The sequence below is a fragment of the Microbacterium maritypicum genome, from assembly GCF_008868125.1.
In the GTDB taxonomy this organism is placed as follows: Bacteria; Actinomycetota; Actinomycetes; order Actinomycetales; family Microbacteriaceae; genus Microbacterium; species Microbacterium maritypicum.
Genome location: NZ_WAAQ01000001.1, coordinates 1,584,564 through 1,602,956 on the forward strand (window position 1 = coordinate 1,584,564; position 18,393 = coordinate 1,602,956).

Here is an 18,393-nt window from a genome sequence, read left to right on the forward strand (position 1 = left end):
GGCCCCTCTGCCCCGACACTTTATGGGAGTTGCGCCGCGAGGAGGGCGGCAGTCCGAGACCCCGTCAGCCGCGGGTGCGGGACGGGATATCGAGTCCGTGTCGTTCGTTCAGCAGCTGGCGCGTCTGATCGAGCTCGGCGTCGTGGCGCGAGCGATCCCAACCGAGCATCGGCGCGAGGGCGTCGGCGATCTCGTCGAGGACCTCTGCGTTCGCGCCGCCGGTGAAGGCGATGCTGGTGCGACGGAGCACGACGTCTTCCAGGCGTGCCACCATCTCGTTCTGCACCATCCACTCGAGCTCGCGCGTGGAGAGGTCGCCGCCGGCGAGCGGTGCGTCCGTGCCCTGCTCGACATACTCCCAGACCTGAGCGGCGCGGGTACCGTAGCGGGCGAGAAGCTGATCGGCGCGAGCCCCGGCTCCGGGCAGGTTCTCCTGGATCCAGATGCGCTTGGCCTTCTCGGTGCGCGGGAATTCGCGACCGCCGCCGATGGCCCGTCCGGCGGTGGAGACGGTCCTGGTGCGCTCGATGAGGCCGAGCACGACGTCGGACAGCGACTCACCGAGGGCGCGGAAGGTCGTCCACTTGCCGCCGACCAGGCTGACGAGAGGGACAGCCCCCTTGTCGTCGACCTCGATGCGGTAGTCACGCGAGACGAAGCCGGGAGCGGTGTCCTCGTGGCGCGGGAGCGGGCGGATGCCGGAGAACTTGTAGACGATCTGGTCACGCGCCACGGGAATCGTCGGGAACACGTGATGGATCAGGTCGAAGAAGTAGTCGACCTCCTCCTCGGTGCACACGGGGACCTCGCGAGGGTCGGCGTCGATGTCGGTGGTGCCGACCAGGACGCGCCCCTTGAGCGGGTAGATGAGCACGATGCGCCCGTCGGAGTGCTCGAAGAAGATCTCGCGTCCCTGCGTCGCCTCGAGCAGCTCGGGGTGATCGAGGACGATGTGCGACCCCTTGGTGCCGCCCATGAAGCGGGTGTCGGTGCCCAGCGCATCGTTGGTCAGGTCGGTCCAGGGACCGGAGGCGTTCACGACCACGTCGGCCTGCACGGTGAACTCCGTGCCGCTCTCGCGGTCGCGGAGCACGACCTTGTCGCCGTCACGGGCGATGGCCTCGACGTAGTTGAGGGCATGCGCTCCGGGGTGCGCCGTGCGCCCGTCCTGCAGGACGTCGAGGGCGAGCCGCTCCGGGTCGTGCATCGAGGCGTCGTAGTAGGTCGCCGTGTACTTGATCTTCGGGTCGAGCGACGGCAGCTCGGCGAGAGACTTCTTACGGCCGAGGAAGCGATGCCGGGGAACCATCCCGCCGTCACGCGAGAACGTGTCGTAGATGGTCAGGCCCACCTTGATGAGGAAGGCGCCGCGCTCCTGGGGCTTGCCGCTCTTGTGCGTCAGGAACCGCAGGGGAGCGGAGAGGATGCCCGAGAAGGTCGAGTAGATCGGGATCGTCGTCTGCAGCGGCTTGACGTAATGCGGGGCGATCTTGAGAAGCCCGTTGCGCTCCTCGACCGACTCGCGCACCAGGCGGAACTCACCGTTCTCGAGGTAGCGGATGCCACCGTGGATCATGTGGCTCGACGCGGCGGATGCCCCGGAGGCGAAGTCCCCCCGCTCGACCAGCACGACATCGACGCCCTGGAGTGCCAGGTCGCGGAAGGTGGAGATGCCGTTGATCCCACCACCGATGACGAGGACGCTGGTGCGTCCGGATTCACGGACGGCGCGGATCTCTGCGCGCTCCGCTGACGAGTGTGTCGAATCGATCATCGTCGACCCTCTCTTCCTTACTTGCCAACCAGCATCGACCTGTGTGGCATCCCGCGCAAGCCCACTGCACATATGTGCAAGGATCGGGGTGGAGGAGGATGTCATGGTCGGTGCAAGTGCGGAATCCCGCGACAGCAAGCTGATCGCGGCGCTCACCGCCGCGCAGCTCTACTACATGCAGGACAAGACGATGGAGGTCATCGCGAAGGAGCTCGGCACCTCGCGGTCCTCGGTCTCGCGTCTTCTGAGCTTCGCGCGGGAGAGCGGTCTGGTGGACATCCGGATCAATTCACCCCTGGAGCGTCTGGGCATGCTCGAGCACAGGATCCGCGATCGGCATCGCGTCGCCGCTCACGTCGTCCCGATGCCGGAGATCCTCAGCGAGGTCGAGCGGCTCGAGCGCGTCGCGCTGACAGCCGGACGGCTGCTGTCGCAGTTCGTCGACTCGAACATGGTCATCGGCGTCGCATGGGGATCGACCATCAGCGCCGTGAGTCGCGGGCTCACGCAGAAGGAGACCCACAACACCACCTTCGTGCAGCTCAACGGCGCCGGCAATACCCAGACGACGGGAGTCGAGTACTCCAGCGACATCCTGCAGCGGTTCGGCAGCGCCTTCGGCGCGCAGGTGCAGCAGTTCCCGGTTCCGGCATTCTTCGACGACCCCGCCACGCGTGAGGCGATGTGGCGGGAGCGGAGCACTCGCCGTGTTCTCGACCTGCAGGCGAAGATGGACGTCGCGGTGTTCAGCCTCGGCTCTCCCGCCGCCGAAGTACCGAGCCGGGTCTATGTCGGCGGATATCTCGGGCGCGACGACTACCGCAGCCTGCGGGAGGATCACGCGATCGGCGACGTCGCGACGGTGTTCTTCCGCTCCGACGGGTCGTGGCGGGACATCCGGGTCAACGCGAGGGCCACGGGGCCGGGTCTTGACCGTCTCCGCCGAGTTCCTCGTCGCGTGTGCGTCGTGTCCGGGATACCGAAGTTGGTCAGTCTTCGCGCGGCCCTGGCCGCGGGACTCATCACGGACGTGGTCCTGGATGAGGGTCTCGCCAGGCGCCTCGTCGAGGACTGATCACTGCACCGGCTACGGCTCCTCGGTGGAGGATTCGGGTCCTGAGCGGAACTCGCGGATCAGATGCTGTACCACCGCCGAGAGTTCGCCACCAGCCGCATCCGCGACCGCCAGCTGACGCGCATAGCTCGCCCCGCCCTCGAGGATCGTGGCGATGCCGCCGAACTCCCGACCGCAGCCGAGCTCGACGGCGGTCGGGGTGAGGGCTTCGAGTGTCTCCGCGAGATGCTCGCGCACAGGTCGCTGGGTGCCGGCCGCATCGACGATCACTCTCGCCTCCAGTCCGTAGCGCGCCGCGCGCCACTTGTTCTCGCGATGGAACCAGGCGGGAAGCTCCGGAAGGGTCTTGCCCTCGTCGAGCTGGCGTGAGAAGTCCTCGACGAGGACCTGCACGAGCGCCGCGACCGAGGCGAGCTCCGGCAGCGTGGAGAGTCCGTCACACGCGCGGACCTCGATCGTCCCCCAGCGAGGTGCCGGGCGGATGTCCCAGCGCACCTCGGTGGCATCCGCCATCACGCCGGTTCGCACCATGTCGTCGAGGTATGACTCGTACTGCGACCAGTCGTGCAGGGGCCACGGGAGTCCCGCGGTCGGCAGCTGCTGGAACACCAGCGCGCGGTTGGAGGCGTAGCCGGTGCGCTCACCCGCCCAGAACGGGCTCGAGGCGGCGAGCGATTGCAGATGGGGGAGGAACCCGGCGAGAGCGTTGATGATGGGGAACACCTTGCGCTGGTCCTCGACGCCGATGTGGACGTGGATTCCCCAGATCATCATGTTCCGCCCCCACCACTGGGTGCGCTCTATCAGGGTGTGGTACCGCGACTTGTCGGTGACCTGCTGGTCGAACCACTGCGCGAACGGGTGGCTTCCCGCCGAGAGCAGCTCGACTCCTGCCGGGTCGGTCGCCGCACGCACCGCGGTGATGGCGTTCGCGATGTCGTCGACCGCATGGGCGACCGAGTCGCCGATGCCGCTCGTGACCTCGATCGTGTTCGTGAGCAGTTCGCCCGTGACCGTGTGGCGCTCATCGGCGCTCTCGGCTTCGAGGGCTGCGAGCAGTTCGGGCGCACGTCCGACGAGATCACCGGTCGCGGGATCCGCGAGCATGATCTCCCATTCGAGGCCGACGGTGGACCGGGCCGAGGAGGCGAACTCGAGCTTCACCCGCACAGTCTGGCACGGGCGAGGCGCGACACGGCAACGGTCGTTTCGCCACGTTTCGCGCCTGGCGCGCGCTTCTGGCAGAATAGAGGGTCGGACGACCTGCTCGACCCTCTATCCAGCAGGTGTCCACACTCATTTGAGCTTCCGCCGGGTGTGCACCCCACTCTCCAGGCGATCAGTTCGTTTCCTTCCACACAATTCAGGAGAATCGTGGCTGTCAAGATTCGTCTCAAGCGCCTGGGCAAGATCCGTGCGCCGTACTACCGCATCGTCGTCGCCGACTCGAAGACCAAGCGCGATGGTCGCGTGATCGAGGAGATCGGCAAGTACCACCCCACCGAGGAGCCCTCGTTCATCGAGGTCGACTCCGAGCGTGCGCAGTACTGGCTCTCCGTCGGCGCGCAGCCGACCGAGCAGGTCGCCGCCATCCTCAAGATCACGGGCGACTGGGGCAAGTTCAAGGGCGACAAGGACGCCAAGTCCACGCTCAAGGTCAAGGAGCCCAAGGTTCCGTTCGAGATCGACGCCGCCAAGAAGTCCGTCGTGAAGCCCAAGGCCGAGAAGAAGGTGGAGGCCCCCGCTGAGGAGGCTCCCGCCGCTGCCGAGGCCGACGCGGCTCCCGCCGCCGACGCAGAGTAATCCGTCGTGCTCGCCGCCGCGCTCGAACACATCGTCAAGGGGATCGTCGATCACCCGGAGGATGTCCGTATCAACGAGTCCACATCGCCGCGAGGCGACCTCCTCGAGGTGCGTGTGCACCCCGATGACCGTGGACGCGTGATCGGGCGCGGCGGCCGCACCGCGAAGGCCCTTCGCACTCTCGTCAGCGCGCTCGCTGACGGGCGTCGGGTCCGTGTCGATGTCGCGGACGACTGACGTGGTGGCGAAGGACCGCAACCAGGGCAAGAACCAGCTGCGTGTCGGGCGCCTCGTCAAGGCGCACGGACTCAAAGGCGGGCTCAAGCTCGAGCTTTACACCGACAACCCCGAGGGACGATTCGTCCCCGGTGCCGGTTTCACGTTGCAGGTGCCAGAGGCATCTCCGTGGCACGGCAAGGAGATCACGGTGCGCGAGTACCGGGTCATGAACGGCAATCCCGTCGTCTTCTTCGACGACGTCGAGGATCGCGACGCCGCAGACAGCCTCGTCAGGGCGATCCTCTGGATCGACCAGGACGTCGATGAGGTCGAGGACGATGCGTGGTTCGACCACCAGCTCGTCGGCCTCGATGTCGTGCGCGACGACACCGTCGTCGGCCGGGTCGTACGCGTGGAGCACTTTCCCGCGCAGGACCTCCTCATCGTCAAGGCCGGGGAGAACGAGGTCATGGTGCCGTTCGTCTCCGCCATCGTCCCGACGGTCGATGTCCAGGCAGGGCGCGTCATCGTGACCCCGCCCCCCGGACTCTTCGAAGAGCTTCCTGATGCTGCGGACGCGGAGCCGCAGACGCCCTCGGACGCCGAAGCGGCCGAGTGAGCGCTGATACGGTTCCCCCGTGCGCATCGACGTCCTCTCCATCTTCCCGTCCTACTTCGACGGCCTGACGCTCTCCCTGCTCGGGAAGGCCCAGGAATCCGGCCTGATCGACCTCCGTGTCCGGGATCTTCGGGACTGGACCTCGGATCGGCACCGCACGGTCGACGACACCCCCTACGGCGGCGGCGCCGGCATGGTGATGAAGCCCGAGCCGTGGGGTCTCGCCCTCGATGAGATCGCCGGGTCGTCCGAGGGAGCGACCACCGAGCGACCCACCATCATCTTCCCGTCGCCCGCTGGTGAGGTGTTCACGCAGAAGACCGCGCGAGCGTTGGCGACCCGGGAGCACCTCGTCTTCGGCTGCGGCCGTTACGAGGGCATCGACGAGCGGGTGTTCGAGTACGCCTCGGACCTGGGAGAGGTGCGACTGATCAGCCTCGGCGACTACGTCCTCAACGGGGGAGAGGTCGCGACGATGGCGATGATCGAGGCCATCGGCCGGCTCATCCCCGGGGTCGTCGGCAACCCGGAGAGCCTGGTCGAAGAGTCGCACGAAGACGGTCTTCTGGAGTACCCCTCGTACACGAAGCCCGCATCGTGGCGAGAGCGTTCCGTGCCGGATGTGCTCCTGAGCGGGAACCATGGCGCGATCGCCTCCTGGCGCCGCGGGCAGCAGATCGAGCGCACGAAGCGGCGTCGTCCCGATCTCCTGCCCGGTGACGAGACGTCCCCTGTCTGATCGAAGCCGAGAGCCGATTCCGTCACCCAGAAGGCGTCAGAGCATCCGCTCCGAGCCGCCGTCGATCTCGAAGACCACGCCGTGCGGATGCCGGAGTCCGAGGGCGTTCGATGCGTCGAGGCCCCGCAGTTCCGCCCGCAGCATCCGTCCGATCATCTCGTGGCTCACCAGCAGCGGCGCACCCTCCGAAGCCCACCCGCAGGCGCTGAGTGCCTTTCGCGCCCGTGCCCTGGCCTGCGCATAGCTCTCCCCGCCGGGGAACGCCCAGCCGTAGCGATTCGCGGCCCGCTCTTCCCTCGCCGTCGGGTACGCCGCCTCGATCTCGTCCCAGGTCAGGCCCGCCAGCTCCCCGTGGTCCAGCTCCGCGAGCTCGGGGACTTCGATCAGCTGCGCTCCGACCCGCTCGGCGATGATGATCGCGGTCTGCATCGCCCTGCCGAGAGGGCTGGAGCACACGGTGAGGACCCCGCGGTCCGCGAGGAGATCCGCGATGGCATGCGACTGTGCGACGCCCTCGTCGGTGAGAGGCGAGTCGAGCTGACCCTGCAGGCGATGTTCGACGTTCCACACCGTCTGACCGTGCCGAGCGAGCAGCAGACGCTCCGGCACGTGACGATCCTGCGGAATCATGGACTCAGGATCGCATACCGCGCCCCTTCGCATACCGCGCCCCTTCTGGTCTCGCGGTGTCGCGACGCGCCGCTGATAGCGTCGAGCCATGCCTGAACAAGCGCTCGCCCGGTCGTTCGAGAGCATCGGCGACGATTACGACCGATACCGTCCCGGCTTTCCCGATGAGGCGGCAACGGTGATCGTGCCGGCCGCCGTGGATGCGGCGTTGGATCTGGGCGCAGGTACGGGCAAGTTCACGCGACTGCTCGTCGCTCGCGCACGACGCACCTACGCCGTCGAACCGTCGGAGCGCATGCTCGACGTTCTGAGGTCCACGCTCCCCGGAGTGGAGGCGTTGGTCGGCACCGCCGAGCGCATCCCTCTGGTGGATGCGTCCGTTCAGGTGGTCACCGTCGCCCAGGCCTTCCATTGGTTCGACCGGGGCCCGGCGTGTGCCGAGATCTCACGCGTGCTGGTCCCCGGAGGAACACTCGGGCTGCTGTGGAACCGCGCGGATCCGGAGTGCGCCTGGGACCGGGACTGCCATCGCATCGCGCATCCCGCCGCCGCCGACGCCTCGACCGACAGTGCGGACGAGGAGCTTCCCGGATTCGAGCTCGTTCTTCGAACCCAGCTCCGCTGGACGGAGCCCATCTCCCGAGAGCTTTACCTTCGCCGATGGACGACCGTCAGCAGTGTTCTCATCGCCGATGAATCGACGCGCACCCGCATGCTGGGCGACATGGAGACCGTGCTCGACGAGTCGGAGCAGACCCGTGAGCGAGACCTGTTCGACCTTCCGCACATCACCGAGATCTACGTCTATCGTCGCGCCTGAGTTCTGCGGATAGGGGAGTGGCGCAGCTCAGTCGACGCCGAGGAACGACCGATCCGTCAGGATGATCGGCCCCTCGTCCGTGATCGCGATGGTGTGCTCCGAGTGCGCTCCGCGGGAGCCGTCAGCGCTGCGCAGCGTCCATCCATCGGGGTCGGTGACGAGTTCATCGGTCGTCGCGAGGAACCAGGGCTCGAGCGCGAGAACCAGACCGGACCGCAATGGGAAGCCTCGGCCGGCGCGGCCGTCGTTGGGGACGTGGGGGTCTCCGTGCATCGTGCGTCCGACGCCGTGTCCACCGAAGTCGGTGTTGATCGAGTACCCCTCACCGTGCGCGACAGCGGCGACGGCTGCGGAGATGTCGCCGATGCGGTTGCCGACCGTGGCGGAGTCGATCGCCGCGGCCAGTGCACGCTCGGTGGTGTCGATGAGCCGGAGGTCCTCTTCGCGCGCTGATCCGACGACGAACGACACCGCGGAGTCGGCGACCCAGCCGTCGACCGCGACCGCGAAGTCGAGGGTGACGAGGTCGCCGTCGCGCAGGGTGTAGTCATGGGGGAGCCCGTGCAGCACCGCGTCGTTGACCGAGGTGCAGATGACCTTGCCGAACGGACTCGCCCCGAAGGAGGGGTGGTAGTCGATGTAGCAGGACTCCGCTCCTGCCTTGCGGATCATGTCGTGTGCGCGGCGATCGATCGAGAGGAGATTCGTCCCGACCTTCGTCTCATCGCGCAGCGTCGCCAGCGTCTCGGCGACGAAGCGTCCTGCTGCGCGCATCTCATCGATCTCGGCAGGGGTGCGCAGTTCGATCATCGGTTGTCCTCTCGTCCTTTCCATTCTCCCTGATCCCACGCCTCGGGATCCCCGACCGCTGTCAGCGAACACCCGGACATGGGAACGGACGGCGTCGTACGATCTGAGCATGTGGTTGCGACAGGCCTTCTTCCGCTGGCTTCTTCCGGCGGCGTTCCTGCTGCCGCTGTGGCTTCTCATCGGGTGGGGCGTCTTCCAGGGAGGATGGTCGATCCTCTGGGTGCTGCTGATCGCGATGCCCTCGGTCTTCCTCGGCCAGCTTCTGCTCACCCTCCTGACGCGCTCGCGTCCCTCGGTCCGCATCGAACGGGCGGTCTCCTGGTGGGACGTCGCGGGATTCACGGTCTGGAACGGGTTGACGATCGCCGTCGGGTTCTTCATCGACGGGGCGTTCCCATGGTTGCTCACGGGTGCCATCGTCGCCGGTATCGCCCTGATCTGGTTGCAGCTGTGGCAGCTGTGGAACGAGGCGAAGGGGAGCGGAGCGCGTCTGCGAGAGACCATCACCTGGTCGACGATTCCGACGGTGGATGAGCCGGCACCGCCCACGCGTGCCCACGAGGTCATCGTGGTGCGGGAGACCGATAGTCGCGACTGACGTCGGCGTTTTGGCCGGGCGTCGCATCCATGGCAGAATGGGTGTTTGTGCTGTGACCGGTTCTGCCACAGGGGAGCCCGCGGACGCTTGAGCGCCGTACAGTTCAATCCTTTTCTTGTTCCTTTGAATACATGCATGCGACCTGTGGCGGGTGCAGAGAGAGACGATCATGCAGATCCTCGACGCCGTCGATGCGGCTTCCCTCCGTTCGGACATCCCGGACTTCTTCCCCGGCGACACTGTCAAGGTGCACGTCAACATCACCGAGGGCAGCCGCTCTCGTATCCAGGTCTTCCAGGGCGTCGTCATCGGCCGTCAGGGCGACAGCGTGCGCGAGACCTTCACGGTCCGCAAGATCAGCTTCCAGGTCGGCGTCGAGCGTACCTTCCCGGTGCACTCCCCGGTGATCGACCACATCGAGGTCGTCACCCGCGGTGACGTGCGTCGCGCGAAGCTCTACTACCTCCGCCAGCTGCGCGGCAAGAAGGCGAAGATCAAGGAGAAGCGCGACCGCTGAGTCGCAGCCTCTCCACAGCACCCCGGGACACGATGTCCCGGGGTGCTTTGTTCTCCCTGCGGTGTGCGAACCTAGATACCGTCGCCGCACGACGGCGCTTGATCGTGAAGGAACCTGATGACTGAATCCCCGTCCGCGCCCACGTCCAGAAGACGTCGCGGGTTCCTGGTCTTCCTTCGTGACGTCCTGGTGATCGTCGTGATCGCCGCGCTGGTCTCCTTCGTCGTCAAGAGTTTCGTCGTCCGTTCGTTCTACATCCCCTCCGCGTCGATGGAACGCACGCTGCTGATCAACGACCGCATCCTGGTCGACGAGCTCACGCCCCGCTGGACGGATTACGAGAGGGGCGACGTCGTCGTCTTCAAGGACCCGGGCGGGTGGCTCGACGGGCAGCCGCAGACCCCTGCGCAGCCGCCGCTGGTCGAAGCTGTCGACTGGGTGCTGAATTTCGTGGGCATCTCCGCCACCGACTCGCAGGACCATCTCGTCAAACGCGTGATCGGTCTGCCCGGCGATCATGTCGTCTGCTGCAACGCGCTCGGTCAGATCACCATCAACGGCGCGCCCATCGATGAGCTCAGCTACCTCAACCTCCCGCCCGGCGACACTGCTGCCTCGAACGAGCCCTTCGACGTCGTGGTGCCCGAGGACTCGGTGTGGCTGCTCGGGGACAATCGCGACCGTTCGCGCGACGCCCGCGCGCACCAGGACCTCCCCAGCGGCGGCTTCGTCCCGATGGGGAACATCGTGGGCAAGGCGTTCCTCACGACCTGGCCGTTGGACCGGCTGGGGCCGATCGACGGTCATCACGAGATCTTCAACGGCGTTCCGGCTCCGGAATGACCGTCGTCGCGCCGAAGCTGACTCTCGAGCGCCGGCTCCTCGGCGAGTGCGAGCTGATCATCTCTCTGGACGAGGTCGGTCGGGGTGCACTCGCCGGACCGGTCGCCGTGGGAGCTGCAGTGATGGATGCCGCTGGTGCTCGCCGTCGAGTGCCCGACGGGCTGCGGGATTCCAAGCTCGTGACGGAGCTGCGCAGGCCCGAGGTCGCTGCGCGCGCGGCGGCGTGGGTGCAGGCGTCCGCTGTCGGGTGGGCGAGCGCGGCGGAGATCGATGAGGTCGGCATCATGCGGGCGCTCGGTCTCGCCGCGTCGCGGGCGGTTCAGGCCGTCGCCGATCAGGGCGCGGCGCTCGACGGTGCTCTCGTCCTGCTCGACGGCAATCACGACTATCTGTCGAAGGTGCATCCCGCCCCGCTCCGGGTGCGTCCGGTGGTCAAGGCCGACCGGGACTGCGCATCGGTCTCGGCGGCATCCGTGATCGCGAAGGTCGCGCGGGACACATACATGACCGAGCTCCACGAGACGCATCCCGCGTATCAGTGGGATCGCAACAAGGGCTACGCCAGCTCCGCGCATCGCGACGCGATCCGGACTGTCGGGCTCTCCCCGCACCACAGGGCATCCTGGGCGATCGCGGACGTGCCCACCCTGTTCTGAGCGGATCGCACCGGCCGTGCCCGAGCGGTCGATGACGCGCCGCGGTGCCTGCGACTCTAGGATGGAGACATCATGGATGAGGAAGCCTTCGACGACTACGACCGCGAGCTCGAGCTGGCACTGTTCCGTGAGTACCGGGATGTGGTGTCGCAGTTCCAGTACGTCGTGGAGACCGAACGCCGGTTCTACCTGGCCAACGAAGTCAATGTCGTCCGTCGGGACACCGAGCATGACTTCTACTTCGAGATCTCGATGACCGACGTCTGGGTGTGGGACATCTACCGTGCCGATCGCTTCGTTAAGGCTGTGCGCGTGCTGACGTTCAAGGACGTCAATGTCGAGGAACTGCAGCGCCGGGAGTTCGAGCTCCCGCAGGAGCTCTCCCTCGACGGCGAGTGACGGTTCCTCTCGGCCCGCCGCCTTCGCACGCCCTCCACACGATCTCGGAGAGCTGACTTCTCCCCAGATGCCGCGGAAGCGGCATCGAATCGCTCCTTTCGGAACGCACCCCGCGTGATGCTGGGCACATGGCAGCGAAGGATGAACTCGGAAGAGCAGGCGAAGAGCGCGCCGCACAGCATCTGACGGGCAACGGGTACACCGTGCTCGCGCGGAACTGGCGGTGCGCGCAGGGAGAGATCGACATCGTCGCCGCGCGCGACGGTCATCTCGCTGTGGTCGAGGTCAAGACGCGACGGACGACCGCCTACGGCCACCCGTTCGAGGCGATCGACGCCCGTAAGCGACGTCGGCTGTGGCAACTCGCGCAGGCATGGGTCGCGGAGAATCCGGAAGCCGCCCGCGGTCGACGTGTGCGACTCGAAGCCATAGGCATCATCGGACCGGATCCGTCCTCCGGCGCGCTCGAGCATCTCGTGGACATCGCATGACCACCGCGCGCACCTGGGCGGTCGCTCTCACCGGAGTCGACGGGCATCTGGTCGAGGTCGAGGCCGACATGTCGAATCAGACTCCCGAGTTCCGCATCATCGGGCTGCCGGACAAGTCGCTGGGCGAGGCCGTCCAACGCGTGCACAACGCCTGCAAGAACGCCGGATTGGACCTGCCACGGCGACGACTCACGGTGAACCTCTCACCGGCGAGCCTTCCCAAGCACGGGGCCGGATTCGATCTGGGGATAGCCATGGCCTGTCTCGCTGCCGGCGGATCCATCGATGCGCGTTCGATCGCCGCGACGGTCCATATCGGCGAGCTCGGCCTCGACGGCAGGGTCCGTCCCGTTCCCGGCGTGCTTCCCGCAGTCTTCGCCGCGGCGCGAGCCGGATTCGAGACGGTGATCGTGCCTCGGGGCAACGAAGCGGAGGCGCGGCTGGTTCCCGGCGTCGAGATTCGCGCGGCAGCCTCTCTCGCCGAGGTGGCCGTCTGGCATGGCGCCGATGTCGAGGCGCCCGATGTGGAGGCCGTCGAAATCGCATCGGCCGCGCACAGTCGGGGCGACAGCCTCGACCTGGCCGATGTCGTGGGTCAGGACGACGCTGTGGACGCACTCGTGGTCGCAGCAGCCGGTGGTCATCACATGCTTCTGAGCGGCCCCCCGGGAGCGGGGAAGACGATGCTCGCCCGCAGGCTCCCGGGGATCCTGCCCGCACTCGAGGAACAGGAAGCCCTCGAGGTCGCGTCCGTGCGCTCGCTCAGCGGAGAGGCGGTCGTAGCTCTCGATCCGCTTCCGCCGCTCGAAGCGCCGCATCACAGCGCGTCGGTCGCCGCTCTCGTCGGCGGCGGATCCCGTACGGCGAGACCGGGAGCGATCGCGCGGGCGCACCGCGGCGTGCTGTTCCTCGATGAAGCCGCCGAGTTCTCGCGCGTCGCGCTCGATGCGCTGAGACAGCCGCTCGAGTCGGGGGTGATCGAGGTGCATCGAGCAGGATTCACCGCCATTTTCCCCGCCCGTTTCCAGTTGCTCCTCGCGATGAACCCCTGCCCGTGTGGGAATCATGGTGTTCGCGGTGCCGAGTGCGTCTGCCCTCCCATGTCGATCAGGCGATACTCCACTCGGTTGTCCGGACCGCTCCGTGATCGCATCGACATCGATCTGCAGGTGAACCGTGTCGCCGCATCGCGAGCGATGGCGGGCAAGAGAGGCGATCTCTCCACGGCGCAGGCGCGTGATCGTGTCGCTGCCGCTCGGGCGCGGGCAGCCTCACGATGGAACGGAACCCGCTGGCGTCGTAACGGCGATGTTCCGGGCACGTGGTTGCGACAGGGACCGCACCGGCTGCCTGCGGTGACGCGCTCTCCCCTCGATCGCGCGCTGGAGCGCGGGGCTCTCACGCTCCGTGGCTACGACCGGGTTCTGCGCGTCGCCTGGACGATGGCGGATCTGGCGGAGATCGAGCGGCCGGGCATCGACGAGATCGGACGCGCACTGCACCTTCGACGGGGGCTGCCGCGATGATCGACCTGCTGCTGGCCGAGTCCGAGATCAGCGATCTCGCGCGTCGCATCCATCCGGGGGAGAACCCGGAGGAGTGCATCGCGCGCGCCGCGTGGACGGTGATCGCTGAGCCTGGTGACGCGGTGGCCGGTGCACTGATCCAGTCGGCGGGAGCGGTGGAAGCCCTCGCGCTGGCCGTCGGAGATTCCTCATCGCTGCTCGCACCGGGCGGTGCGAGCGGCGCCGCGTCGCGCGCACTCCGCGAGGGACGCGCTCGATGGCGCACGCGCGCAGACCCCCTTGCGGTGGGCGCTGCTCTGCGCAGCGCTGCCGACGTCGACGCACAGCTCGTGATCCCCGGTGACGTGGCGTGGCCGGCTGCTCTGGAAGACCTCGGTCCCCACGCTCCGAGCGCGCTCTGGGTGCGAGGCCGTCCCGAACTGCTCACCCGCGAACCTCGCGTGTCGATCGTCGGTGCGCGAGCATCCAGCGGCTACGGCGAACACGTCGCGACAGAACTGGCCGGTGATCTCGCTGCTACCGGGGCGGTGATCGTCTCGGGCGGTGCCTACGGGATCGATGGTGCAGCGCATCGAGCGGCTCTCGGTGTACAGGGTGCGACCATAGCGTTTCTCGCTGGGGGAGTGGATCGTGCCTACCCGGCCGGACATCAGTCGCTCCTGAGGCGAATAGCGGAGGAGGGGGCGCTCGTGAGCGAGCCGCCCTGCGGCGCGGCGCCCACGAAGTGGCGGTTTCTTGCGAGGAACCGTCTGATTGCGGCGCTCGGGCACGCGACGGTCGTCGTCGAGGCAGGGTGGCGCAGCGGATCATTGAACACCGCCGGTCACGCGGCTGCTCTCGGTCGCCCTCTGGGCGCTGTCCCCGGGCCTGTGACCTCGGCTTCTTCGGCCGGATGTCATCGTCTCCTGCGCGAGTATGACGCGCAATGCGTCACCTCAGCCCGGGAGGTGAGAGAACTGCTCGGCTCGCTCGACGACGGATACGAGCAGGGAGCGCACGTCCGGGAGTCGAGCCATACCCGTGTTCTCGACGCCCTGGGAACCAGGTCGCGACTACCGATAGATGAGGTGGCCCGTCGCTCTGGTTTGTCGCCGGATCGCGTCCGGGCGGTGCTCGGCCTCCTGCACCTGGAGGGGGACGTCGCACTCGACGGCGGGGGGTGGTATCGAGCGCCCGCGTCCCCATCGCGCTGACTGCCGGGCATCTCGACGGCGAGGCTGCCTGAGACATCTCGGGAGCGGTGCAAGCTGGAGTCATGGATCTCGCGACCGCGGTAGACGAGTTCGCCGATCACCTGGAGCGGGTGCGTCGGCTGTCTCCCGCGACCGTGAAGGCCTATCGATCCGACCTGCGCGACCTCGACGCATCGGCAGGGGGCGTCCCGCTCGAAGCCGTCGATTTGGAGGTTCTGCGGGATTGGCTCTGGCGTGCGACGCAGCGGGGTGATGCGCGATCGACGCTGGCGCGGCGGGCGGCCACGGCCCGATCGTTCTTCAGCTGGGCGCAGGAGCGCGCCCTCATCGCCCATGACCCGAGCCTGCGTCTGGTCGCGCCGAAGAAGGGGAGGACGCTCCCGACGGTCGCCTCACGAGACGCGATGTCTGCGCTCCTCGACACGCTCCGCGCCGCGGCCGAGGAGGGGGACGCGCTCGCGCTGCGGGACCACGCGATTCTCGAACTGCTGTACGGCTCCGGTATCCGCGTCTCGGAACTGTGCGGATTGGACATCGACGACCTCGATCTCGATCGCGGCACTGCGCGCGTGCTCGGTAAAGGAGCTAAGGAGCGCGTGGTTCCCTACGGCTCGCCCGCGCGGGACGCGCTCACCGCGTATCTGACACGCGGAAGGCCGGTTCTCGTGGCCAGGTCGCGGACGTTCACCGCCGCAGTGATCCTCGGAAGCCGGGGGGCGAGAGTGGGACCGCGCACCGTGTACGAACTCGTCGCACGTGAGCTCGCTCCGATCGTCGGCACGGAGACGATCGGCCCTCATGCCTTGCGGCACACCGCTGCCACGCACCTTCTCGACGGTGGAGCCGATCTCCGGGCCGTGCAGGAGATCCTCGGACACGCGAGCCTCGGAACGACGCAGATCTACACACATGTCTCCACCGAGCGGCTGACTGCGACCTATCGGCTCGCCCATCCGCGGGCGTGAGCCGGCGTCTCCCGCGCACCTTCGCTCAGCGTGCGAGGCAACACGGGAGAAGCACGGCGCGAGGAACCTCGCCGAAGAAGAGCATGGGGTTCACGTAGTCGCCGTTGCGTCGAACACCGAGGTGCAGTGCGCCGGGTGAGGTGTGTCCGCCCACGTCGACGAATCCGATCTCCTCGCCGGAGACCACGACGTCACCCGGAACCAAGGGGGAGCGAAGCGGTTCGAATGTGGTCACCAGTCCATTCGCGTGTTCGATGGTGAGGATCGGGCGATCCACCACGGTGCCGCGGAAGGCGACGGTCCCGTCGGCCGGAGCGGACACCACCGCGCCGACGGATGCGCCGAGATCGACTCCGCGATGCCCGGCTCCGTACTCGTGCGCGGGGGCGCGATAGGGCTCCAGTACCAGGCGCGGGCCGGCCAACGGCCAGCTCCAGTGGGCCCCGTCGGTGTCGTCCGGCGGCGGGGCTCCGGTCGCGCCGGCGCTGGCCGACGGGGATGAGGGCGAGGCAGCGATGAGGAACGCCATCAGCAGTGTGGAGACGGTTCTGGTCGATACGCGCATGGCAGGAGTCTCGTCGCTCATACACGGTCGTTCGCGTACGAAGCGACGTCGGGGCCACCTCTGCGGGACAAGTCAGGCAGGCGAGCGTGAGTGCAGGGTCAGTGGACGCGCGATCCTGTATGCTGGGGGAGCACCTCGAAATCGAGGTGACTACGCGTGCCCAAAGCGATTCAGATCGCGGCATCCATTCCCACAGGTCCTGTTCTTCGAGCGGGCGGGCGTGAGCCGGGCACCAGGAAGTCCGATCATCCGATCGGCTTGCAACCTCAACGGCGCAGGAACGCGCCAGAACAAGGAGACGACCATGGCTGTGGTCACCATCCGCCAGCTGCTCGACAGCGGCGTGCACTTCGGACACCAGACCCGTCGGTGGAACCCGAAGGTCAAGCGCTTCATCCTCACGGAGCGCAGCGGCATCCACATCATCGACCTGCAGCAGTCGCTGGGGTACATCGACAAGGCCTACGACTTCGTCAAGGAGACCGTCGCCCACGGTGGAACGATCCTCTTCGTCGGCACCAAGAAGCAGGCGCAGGAGATCCTCGCAGAGCAGGCGACCCGTGTCGGCCAGCCCTTCGTGAACCAGCGCTGGCTCGGTGGACTCCTCACCAACTTCCAGACGATCTCCAAGCGTCTCGCTCGCATGAAGGAGCTCGAGGAGCTCGACTACGAGACCCCGGCGAACAGCGGCTTCACGAAGAAGGAGCTGCTCCTCAAGAAGCGCGAGCTCGACAAGCTGCACAAGTCGCTCGGCGGTATCCGCAACCTCACGAAGACGCCGTCTGCCATCTGGGTCGTCGACGCCAAGCGCGAGCACCTCGCCATCGACGAGGCCAAGAAGCTCGGCATCCCGGTGATCGGCATCCTCGACACGAACGCCGACCCGGACGACTTCCAGTACCCGATCCCCGGCAACGACGACGCGATCCGTTCCGTCTCGCTGCTGACGCGCATCATCGCTGACGCCGCGGCCGAGGGCCTGCAGCAGAAGCACAACCCGGAGACGGGTGACGCCGAGCCGCTCGCCGACTGGGAGAAGGAGCTCCTCGAGACTCCTGCCCAGGAGGTTCAGGAGTCCGCTGACGCCGCCGAGGTCGTCACCGCAGATGACGCTGCCGCCGTCGTCGAGACGCCCGCCGCCGACGAGACCGCTGCCGACGAGGCCGGTGCTGAGGCTCATGACGAGGCGATCGCCGCCGCTTCCGGTGAGGAGACCGCTGAGGTCGCCGCCGCCGAAGCTGCTGACGCCAAGTAATCCCCTCGTACACACACCTAACGAAGCAAGGAGCCACCACACATGGCCAACTTCACCATCGCTGACCTCAAGGCGCTGCGTGAGCAGCTCGGCACCGGAATGGTCGACACCAAGAAGGCGCTCGAGGAGGCCGACGGAGACGTCGCGAAGGCCACCGAGATCCTGCGTCTCAAGGGTGCGAAGGGCAACGCGAAGCGCGCTGACCGCTCGACCAGCGAGGGACTGATCGTCGCTCGTGAGCAGGATGGCGCTGTGACGCTCATCGAGCTCGCATGCGAGACCGACTTCGTCGCCAAGAACGAGCGTTTCATTGCGCTGGCCGACAAGGTCGCCGACGCCGCAGCAGCAGTGAAGGCCGACTCGGTCGACGCTGCCCTCGCCGCGACCGCTGGCGACAAGAGCGTCGAGCAGGTCATCTCGGAAGAGGCTGCGATCATCGGCGAGAAGGTCGAGCTGCGCCGGGTGCGCACGATCACCGGCGACAAGGTCGAGGTCTACCTGCACCGCACGAGCAAGGACCTGCCGCCGCAGATCGGCGTCGTCGTCGCCTACTCGGGTGACGACGCGGAGACTGCGCGCAGCATCGCCCAGCACATCTCGTTCGCCAACCCGTCCTACCTGTCGCGTGAGGACGTTCCTGCCGACGCGGTCGAGAAGGAGCGCGAGATCGTCACCGAGATCTCTCGCAACGAGGGCAAGCCGGAAGCGGCTCTCCCGAAGATCGTCGAGGGCCGCGTCTCTGCGTTCATCAAGCAGGTCGCCCTGCTCGAGCAGGACTACGCCAAGGACAACAAGCTCTCTGTCGCCCAGGTGGCGAAGGACGCCGGTATCACCGTGACGGACTTCGCGCGCTTCAAGGTCGGCGCGTAGCAACGTCGAAGGGGTTCGGATCGCGA

At 67.3% G+C, this 18,393-nt stretch carries 22 protein-coding genes; 17 read left to right on the forward strand and 5 right to left on the reverse strand.

What is annotated here, in order from left to right; all coding sequences use genetic code 11:
- Nucleotides 1-64: 64 nt before the first annotated feature.
- Nucleotides 65-1,774, reverse strand: a complete 1,710-nt coding sequence (locus F6W70_RS07620; protein WP_151486308.1) for a glycerol-3-phosphate dehydrogenase/oxidase — start codon at nucleotides 1,772-1,774, stop codon at nucleotides 65-67.
- Nucleotides 1,775-1,877: 103 nt separating this feature from the next.
- Here F6W70_RS07620 and F6W70_RS07625 point away from each other — a divergent pair, with 103 nt between their 5' ends.
- Nucleotides 1,878-2,849: a sugar-binding transcriptional regulator gene (locus F6W70_RS07625; protein ID WP_031206185.1), complete on the forward strand. Its 972-nt coding sequence runs from the start codon at nucleotides 1,878-1,880 to the stop codon at nucleotides 2,847-2,849.
- Between the two features lie 12 nt (nucleotides 2,850-2,861).
- Here the strand turns inward: F6W70_RS07625 and F6W70_RS07630 are convergent, their stop codons facing one another.
- Nucleotides 2,862-4,013: a glutamate--cysteine ligase gene (locus F6W70_RS07630; protein ID WP_151486309.1), complete on the reverse strand. Its 1,152-nt coding sequence runs from the start codon at nucleotides 4,011-4,013 to the stop codon at nucleotides 2,862-2,864.
- 210 nt (nucleotides 4,014-4,223) lie between these two features.
- Here F6W70_RS07630 and rpsP point away from each other — a divergent pair, with 210 nt between their 5' ends.
- Genes rpsP through trmD form a run of 4 tightly spaced genes read left to right on the forward strand, consistent with a single transcriptional unit; the run spans nucleotide 4,224 to nucleotide 6,229 of the window.
- Nucleotides 4,224-4,652: a 30S ribosomal protein S16 gene (gene rpsP / locus F6W70_RS07635; RefSeq protein WP_017830730.1), complete on the forward strand. Its 429-nt coding sequence runs from the start codon at nucleotides 4,224-4,226 to the stop codon at nucleotides 4,650-4,652.
- Nucleotides 4,653-4,658: 6 nt separating this feature from the next.
- Nucleotides 4,659-4,889: an RNA-binding protein gene (locus F6W70_RS07640; RefSeq protein ID WP_017830729.1), complete on the forward strand. Its 231-nt coding sequence runs from the start codon at nucleotides 4,659-4,661 to the stop codon at nucleotides 4,887-4,889.
- Nucleotides 4,873-5,490, forward strand: a complete 618-nt coding sequence (rimM, locus tag F6W70_RS07645) for a ribosome maturation factor RimM (protein WP_051056604.1) — start codon at nucleotides 4,873-4,875, stop codon at nucleotides 5,488-5,490. The genes F6W70_RS07640 and rimM overlap by 17 nt, the downstream gene beginning before the upstream one ends.
- Before the next feature lie 19 nt (nucleotides 5,491-5,509).
- On the forward strand, nucleotides 5,510-6,229 hold the full coding sequence (gene trmD / locus F6W70_RS07650) for a tRNA (guanosine(37)-N1)-methyltransferase TrmD (protein ID WP_151486310.1): 720 nt from the start codon (nucleotides 5,510-5,512) through the stop codon (nucleotides 6,227-6,229).
- Nucleotides 6,230-6,265: 36 nt separating this feature from the next.
- On the opposite strand, the gene F6W70_RS07655 is transcribed toward trmD, so the two are convergent.
- Nucleotides 6,266-6,859 carry a histidine phosphatase family protein gene (locus F6W70_RS07655; protein ID WP_318278831.1) on the reverse strand — a complete coding sequence of 198 codons (594 nt, stop codon included), beginning with the start codon at nucleotides 6,857-6,859 and terminating at the stop codon, nucleotides 6,266-6,268.
- A gap of 88 nt (nucleotides 6,860-6,947) precedes the next feature.
- Between F6W70_RS07655 and F6W70_RS07660 the strand changes: the two genes are divergently transcribed.
- On the forward strand, nucleotides 6,948-7,679 hold the full coding sequence (locus F6W70_RS07660) for a class I SAM-dependent methyltransferase (RefSeq protein ID WP_151486311.1): 732 nt from the start codon (nucleotides 6,948-6,950) through the stop codon (nucleotides 7,677-7,679).
- Nucleotides 7,680-7,706: 27 nt separating this feature from the next.
- Here the strand turns inward: F6W70_RS07660 and map are convergent, their stop codons facing one another.
- Nucleotides 7,707-8,489: a type I methionyl aminopeptidase gene (map, locus tag F6W70_RS07665; protein ID WP_055868518.1), complete on the reverse strand. Its 783-nt coding sequence runs from the start codon at nucleotides 8,487-8,489 to the stop codon at nucleotides 7,707-7,709.
- A gap of 109 nt (nucleotides 8,490-8,598) precedes the next feature.
- On the opposite strand from map, the gene F6W70_RS07670 reads away from it, so the two are divergent.
- From F6W70_RS07670 to F6W70_RS07710, 9 genes are all read left to right on the forward strand, one after another.
- Nucleotides 8,599-9,087, forward strand: coding sequence for a hypothetical protein (locus tag F6W70_RS07670; RefSeq protein ID WP_055868516.1), 489 nt, complete (start codon nucleotides 8,599-8,601; stop codon nucleotides 9,085-9,087).
- A 169-nt stretch (nucleotides 9,088-9,256) separates the two neighbouring features.
- The gene (gene rplS, locus F6W70_RS07675; RefSeq protein WP_017830722.1) at nucleotides 9,257-9,604 is read left to right on the forward strand and encodes a 50S ribosomal protein L19; all 348 of its coding nucleotides are present in this window, start codon (nucleotides 9,257-9,259) and stop codon (nucleotides 9,602-9,604) included.
- A gap of 117 nt (nucleotides 9,605-9,721) precedes the next feature.
- Nucleotides 9,722-10,447 carry a signal peptidase I gene (gene lepB / locus F6W70_RS07680; protein WP_055868513.1) on the forward strand — a complete coding sequence of 242 codons (726 nt, stop codon included), beginning with the start codon at nucleotides 9,722-9,724 and terminating at the stop codon, nucleotides 10,445-10,447.
- On the forward strand, nucleotides 10,444-11,103 hold the full coding sequence (gene rnhB / locus F6W70_RS07685) for a ribonuclease HII (RefSeq protein ID WP_151486312.1): 660 nt from the start codon (nucleotides 10,444-10,446) through the stop codon (nucleotides 11,101-11,103). The genes lepB and rnhB overlap by 4 nt, the downstream gene beginning before the upstream one ends.
- A 72-nt stretch (nucleotides 11,104-11,175) precedes the next feature.
- The gene (locus F6W70_RS07690) at nucleotides 11,176-11,502 is read left to right on the forward strand and encodes a DUF2469 family protein (RefSeq protein WP_017830719.1); all 327 of its coding nucleotides are present in this window, start codon (nucleotides 11,176-11,178) and stop codon (nucleotides 11,500-11,502) included.
- Between the two features lie 128 nt (nucleotides 11,503-11,630).
- On the forward strand, nucleotides 11,631-11,993 hold the full coding sequence (locus tag F6W70_RS07695) for a YraN family protein (RefSeq protein ID WP_055868506.1): 363 nt from the start codon (nucleotides 11,631-11,633) through the stop codon (nucleotides 11,991-11,993).
- Nucleotides 11,990-13,519, forward strand: coding sequence for a YifB family Mg chelatase-like AAA ATPase (locus F6W70_RS07700; protein WP_151486313.1), 1,530 nt, complete (start codon nucleotides 11,990-11,992; stop codon nucleotides 13,517-13,519). Before F6W70_RS07695 ends, F6W70_RS07700 begins: the two co-directional genes overlap by 4 nt.
- Nucleotides 13,516-14,712: a DNA-processing protein DprA gene (gene dprA / locus F6W70_RS07705; RefSeq protein WP_151486314.1), complete on the forward strand. Its 1,197-nt coding sequence runs from the start codon at nucleotides 13,516-13,518 to the stop codon at nucleotides 14,710-14,712. Before F6W70_RS07700 ends, dprA begins: the two co-directional genes overlap by 4 nt.
- A 62-nt stretch (nucleotides 14,713-14,774) precedes the next feature.
- A complete protein-coding gene (locus tag F6W70_RS07710; protein ID WP_055868497.1) occupies nucleotides 14,775-15,677 on the forward strand; it encodes a tyrosine recombinase XerC in 903 nt (300 codons plus the stop codon).
- Between the two features lie 25 nt (nucleotides 15,678-15,702).
- Here F6W70_RS07710 and F6W70_RS07715 read toward each other — a convergent pair whose 3' ends face one another.
- Entirely contained in the window at nucleotides 15,703-16,263 is a 561-nt protein-coding gene (locus F6W70_RS07715; protein WP_318278832.1) for a murein hydrolase activator EnvC family protein, read from the reverse strand.
- Nucleotides 16,264-16,546: 283 nt separating this feature from the next.
- Between F6W70_RS07715 and rpsB the strand changes: the two genes are divergently transcribed.
- Both rpsB and tsf read left to right on the forward strand, forming a co-directional pair.
- Entirely contained in the window at nucleotides 16,547-17,497 is a 951-nt protein-coding gene (rpsB, locus tag F6W70_RS07720) for a 30S ribosomal protein S2 (protein ID WP_017830713.1), read from the forward strand.
- A gap of 42 nt (nucleotides 17,498-17,539) precedes the next feature.
- On the forward strand, nucleotides 17,540-18,367 hold the full coding sequence (tsf, locus tag F6W70_RS07725) for a translation elongation factor Ts (protein WP_055868491.1): 828 nt from the start codon (nucleotides 17,540-17,542) through the stop codon (nucleotides 18,365-18,367).
- Nucleotides 18,368-18,393: the final 26 nt, after the last annotated feature.

What these genes read in the sequence shown, in the direction of transcription:
- F6W70_RS07620 (WP_151486308.1), bottom strand. Translation starts at nt 1,774, where the DNA reads ATGATCGATTCGACACACTCGTCAGCGGAGCGCGCAGAGATCCGCGCC.
- F6W70_RS07625 (WP_031206185.1), top strand. Translation starts at nt 1,878, where the DNA reads ATGGTCGGTGCAAGTGCGGAATCCCGCGACAGCAAGCTGATCGCGGCG.
- rimM (WP_051056604.1), top strand. Translation starts at nt 4,873, where the DNA reads ATGTCGCGGACGACTGACGTGGTGGCGAAGGACCGCAACCAGGGCAAG.
- F6W70_RS07655 (WP_318278831.1), bottom strand. Translation starts at nt 6,859, where the DNA reads ATGATTCCGCAGGATCGTCACGTGCCGGAGCGTCTGCTGCTCGCTCGG.
- F6W70_RS07660 (WP_151486311.1), top strand. Translation starts at nt 6,948, where the DNA reads ATGCCTGAACAAGCGCTCGCCCGGTCGTTCGAGAGCATCGGCGACGAT.
- map (WP_055868518.1), bottom strand. Translation starts at nt 8,489, where the DNA reads ATGATCGAACTGCGCACCCCTGCCGAGATCGATGAGATGCGCGCAGCA.
- F6W70_RS07670 (WP_055868516.1), top strand. Translation starts at nt 8,599, where the DNA reads ATGTGGTTGCGACAGGCCTTCTTCCGCTGGCTTCTTCCGGCGGCGTTC.
- rplS (WP_017830722.1), top strand. Translation starts at nt 9,257, where the DNA reads ATGCAGATCCTCGACGCCGTCGATGCGGCTTCCCTCCGTTCGGACATC.
- lepB (WP_055868513.1), top strand. Translation starts at nt 9,722, where the DNA reads ATGACTGAATCCCCGTCCGCGCCCACGTCCAGAAGACGTCGCGGGTTC.
- rnhB (WP_151486312.1), top strand. Translation starts at nt 10,444, where the DNA reads ATGACCGTCGTCGCGCCGAAGCTGACTCTCGAGCGCCGGCTCCTCGGC.
- F6W70_RS07690 (WP_017830719.1), top strand. Translation starts at nt 11,176, where the DNA reads ATGGATGAGGAAGCCTTCGACGACTACGACCGCGAGCTCGAGCTGGCA.
- F6W70_RS07695 (WP_055868506.1), top strand. Translation starts at nt 11,631, where the DNA reads ATGGCAGCGAAGGATGAACTCGGAAGAGCAGGCGAAGAGCGCGCCGCA.
- F6W70_RS07700 (WP_151486313.1), top strand. Translation starts at nt 11,990, where the DNA reads ATGACCACCGCGCGCACCTGGGCGGTCGCTCTCACCGGAGTCGACGGG.
- dprA (WP_151486314.1), top strand. Translation starts at nt 13,516, where the DNA reads ATGATCGACCTGCTGCTGGCCGAGTCCGAGATCAGCGATCTCGCGCGT.
- F6W70_RS07710 (WP_055868497.1), top strand. Translation starts at nt 14,775, where the DNA reads ATGGATCTCGCGACCGCGGTAGACGAGTTCGCCGATCACCTGGAGCGG.
- F6W70_RS07715 (WP_318278832.1), bottom strand. Translation starts at nt 16,263, where the DNA reads ATGAGCGACGAGACTCCTGCCATGCGCGTATCGACCAGAACCGTCTCC.
- rpsB (WP_017830713.1), top strand. Translation starts at nt 16,547, where the DNA reads ATGGCTGTGGTCACCATCCGCCAGCTGCTCGACAGCGGCGTGCACTTC.
- tsf (WP_055868491.1), top strand. Translation starts at nt 17,540, where the DNA reads ATGGCCAACTTCACCATCGCTGACCTCAAGGCGCTGCGTGAGCAGCTC.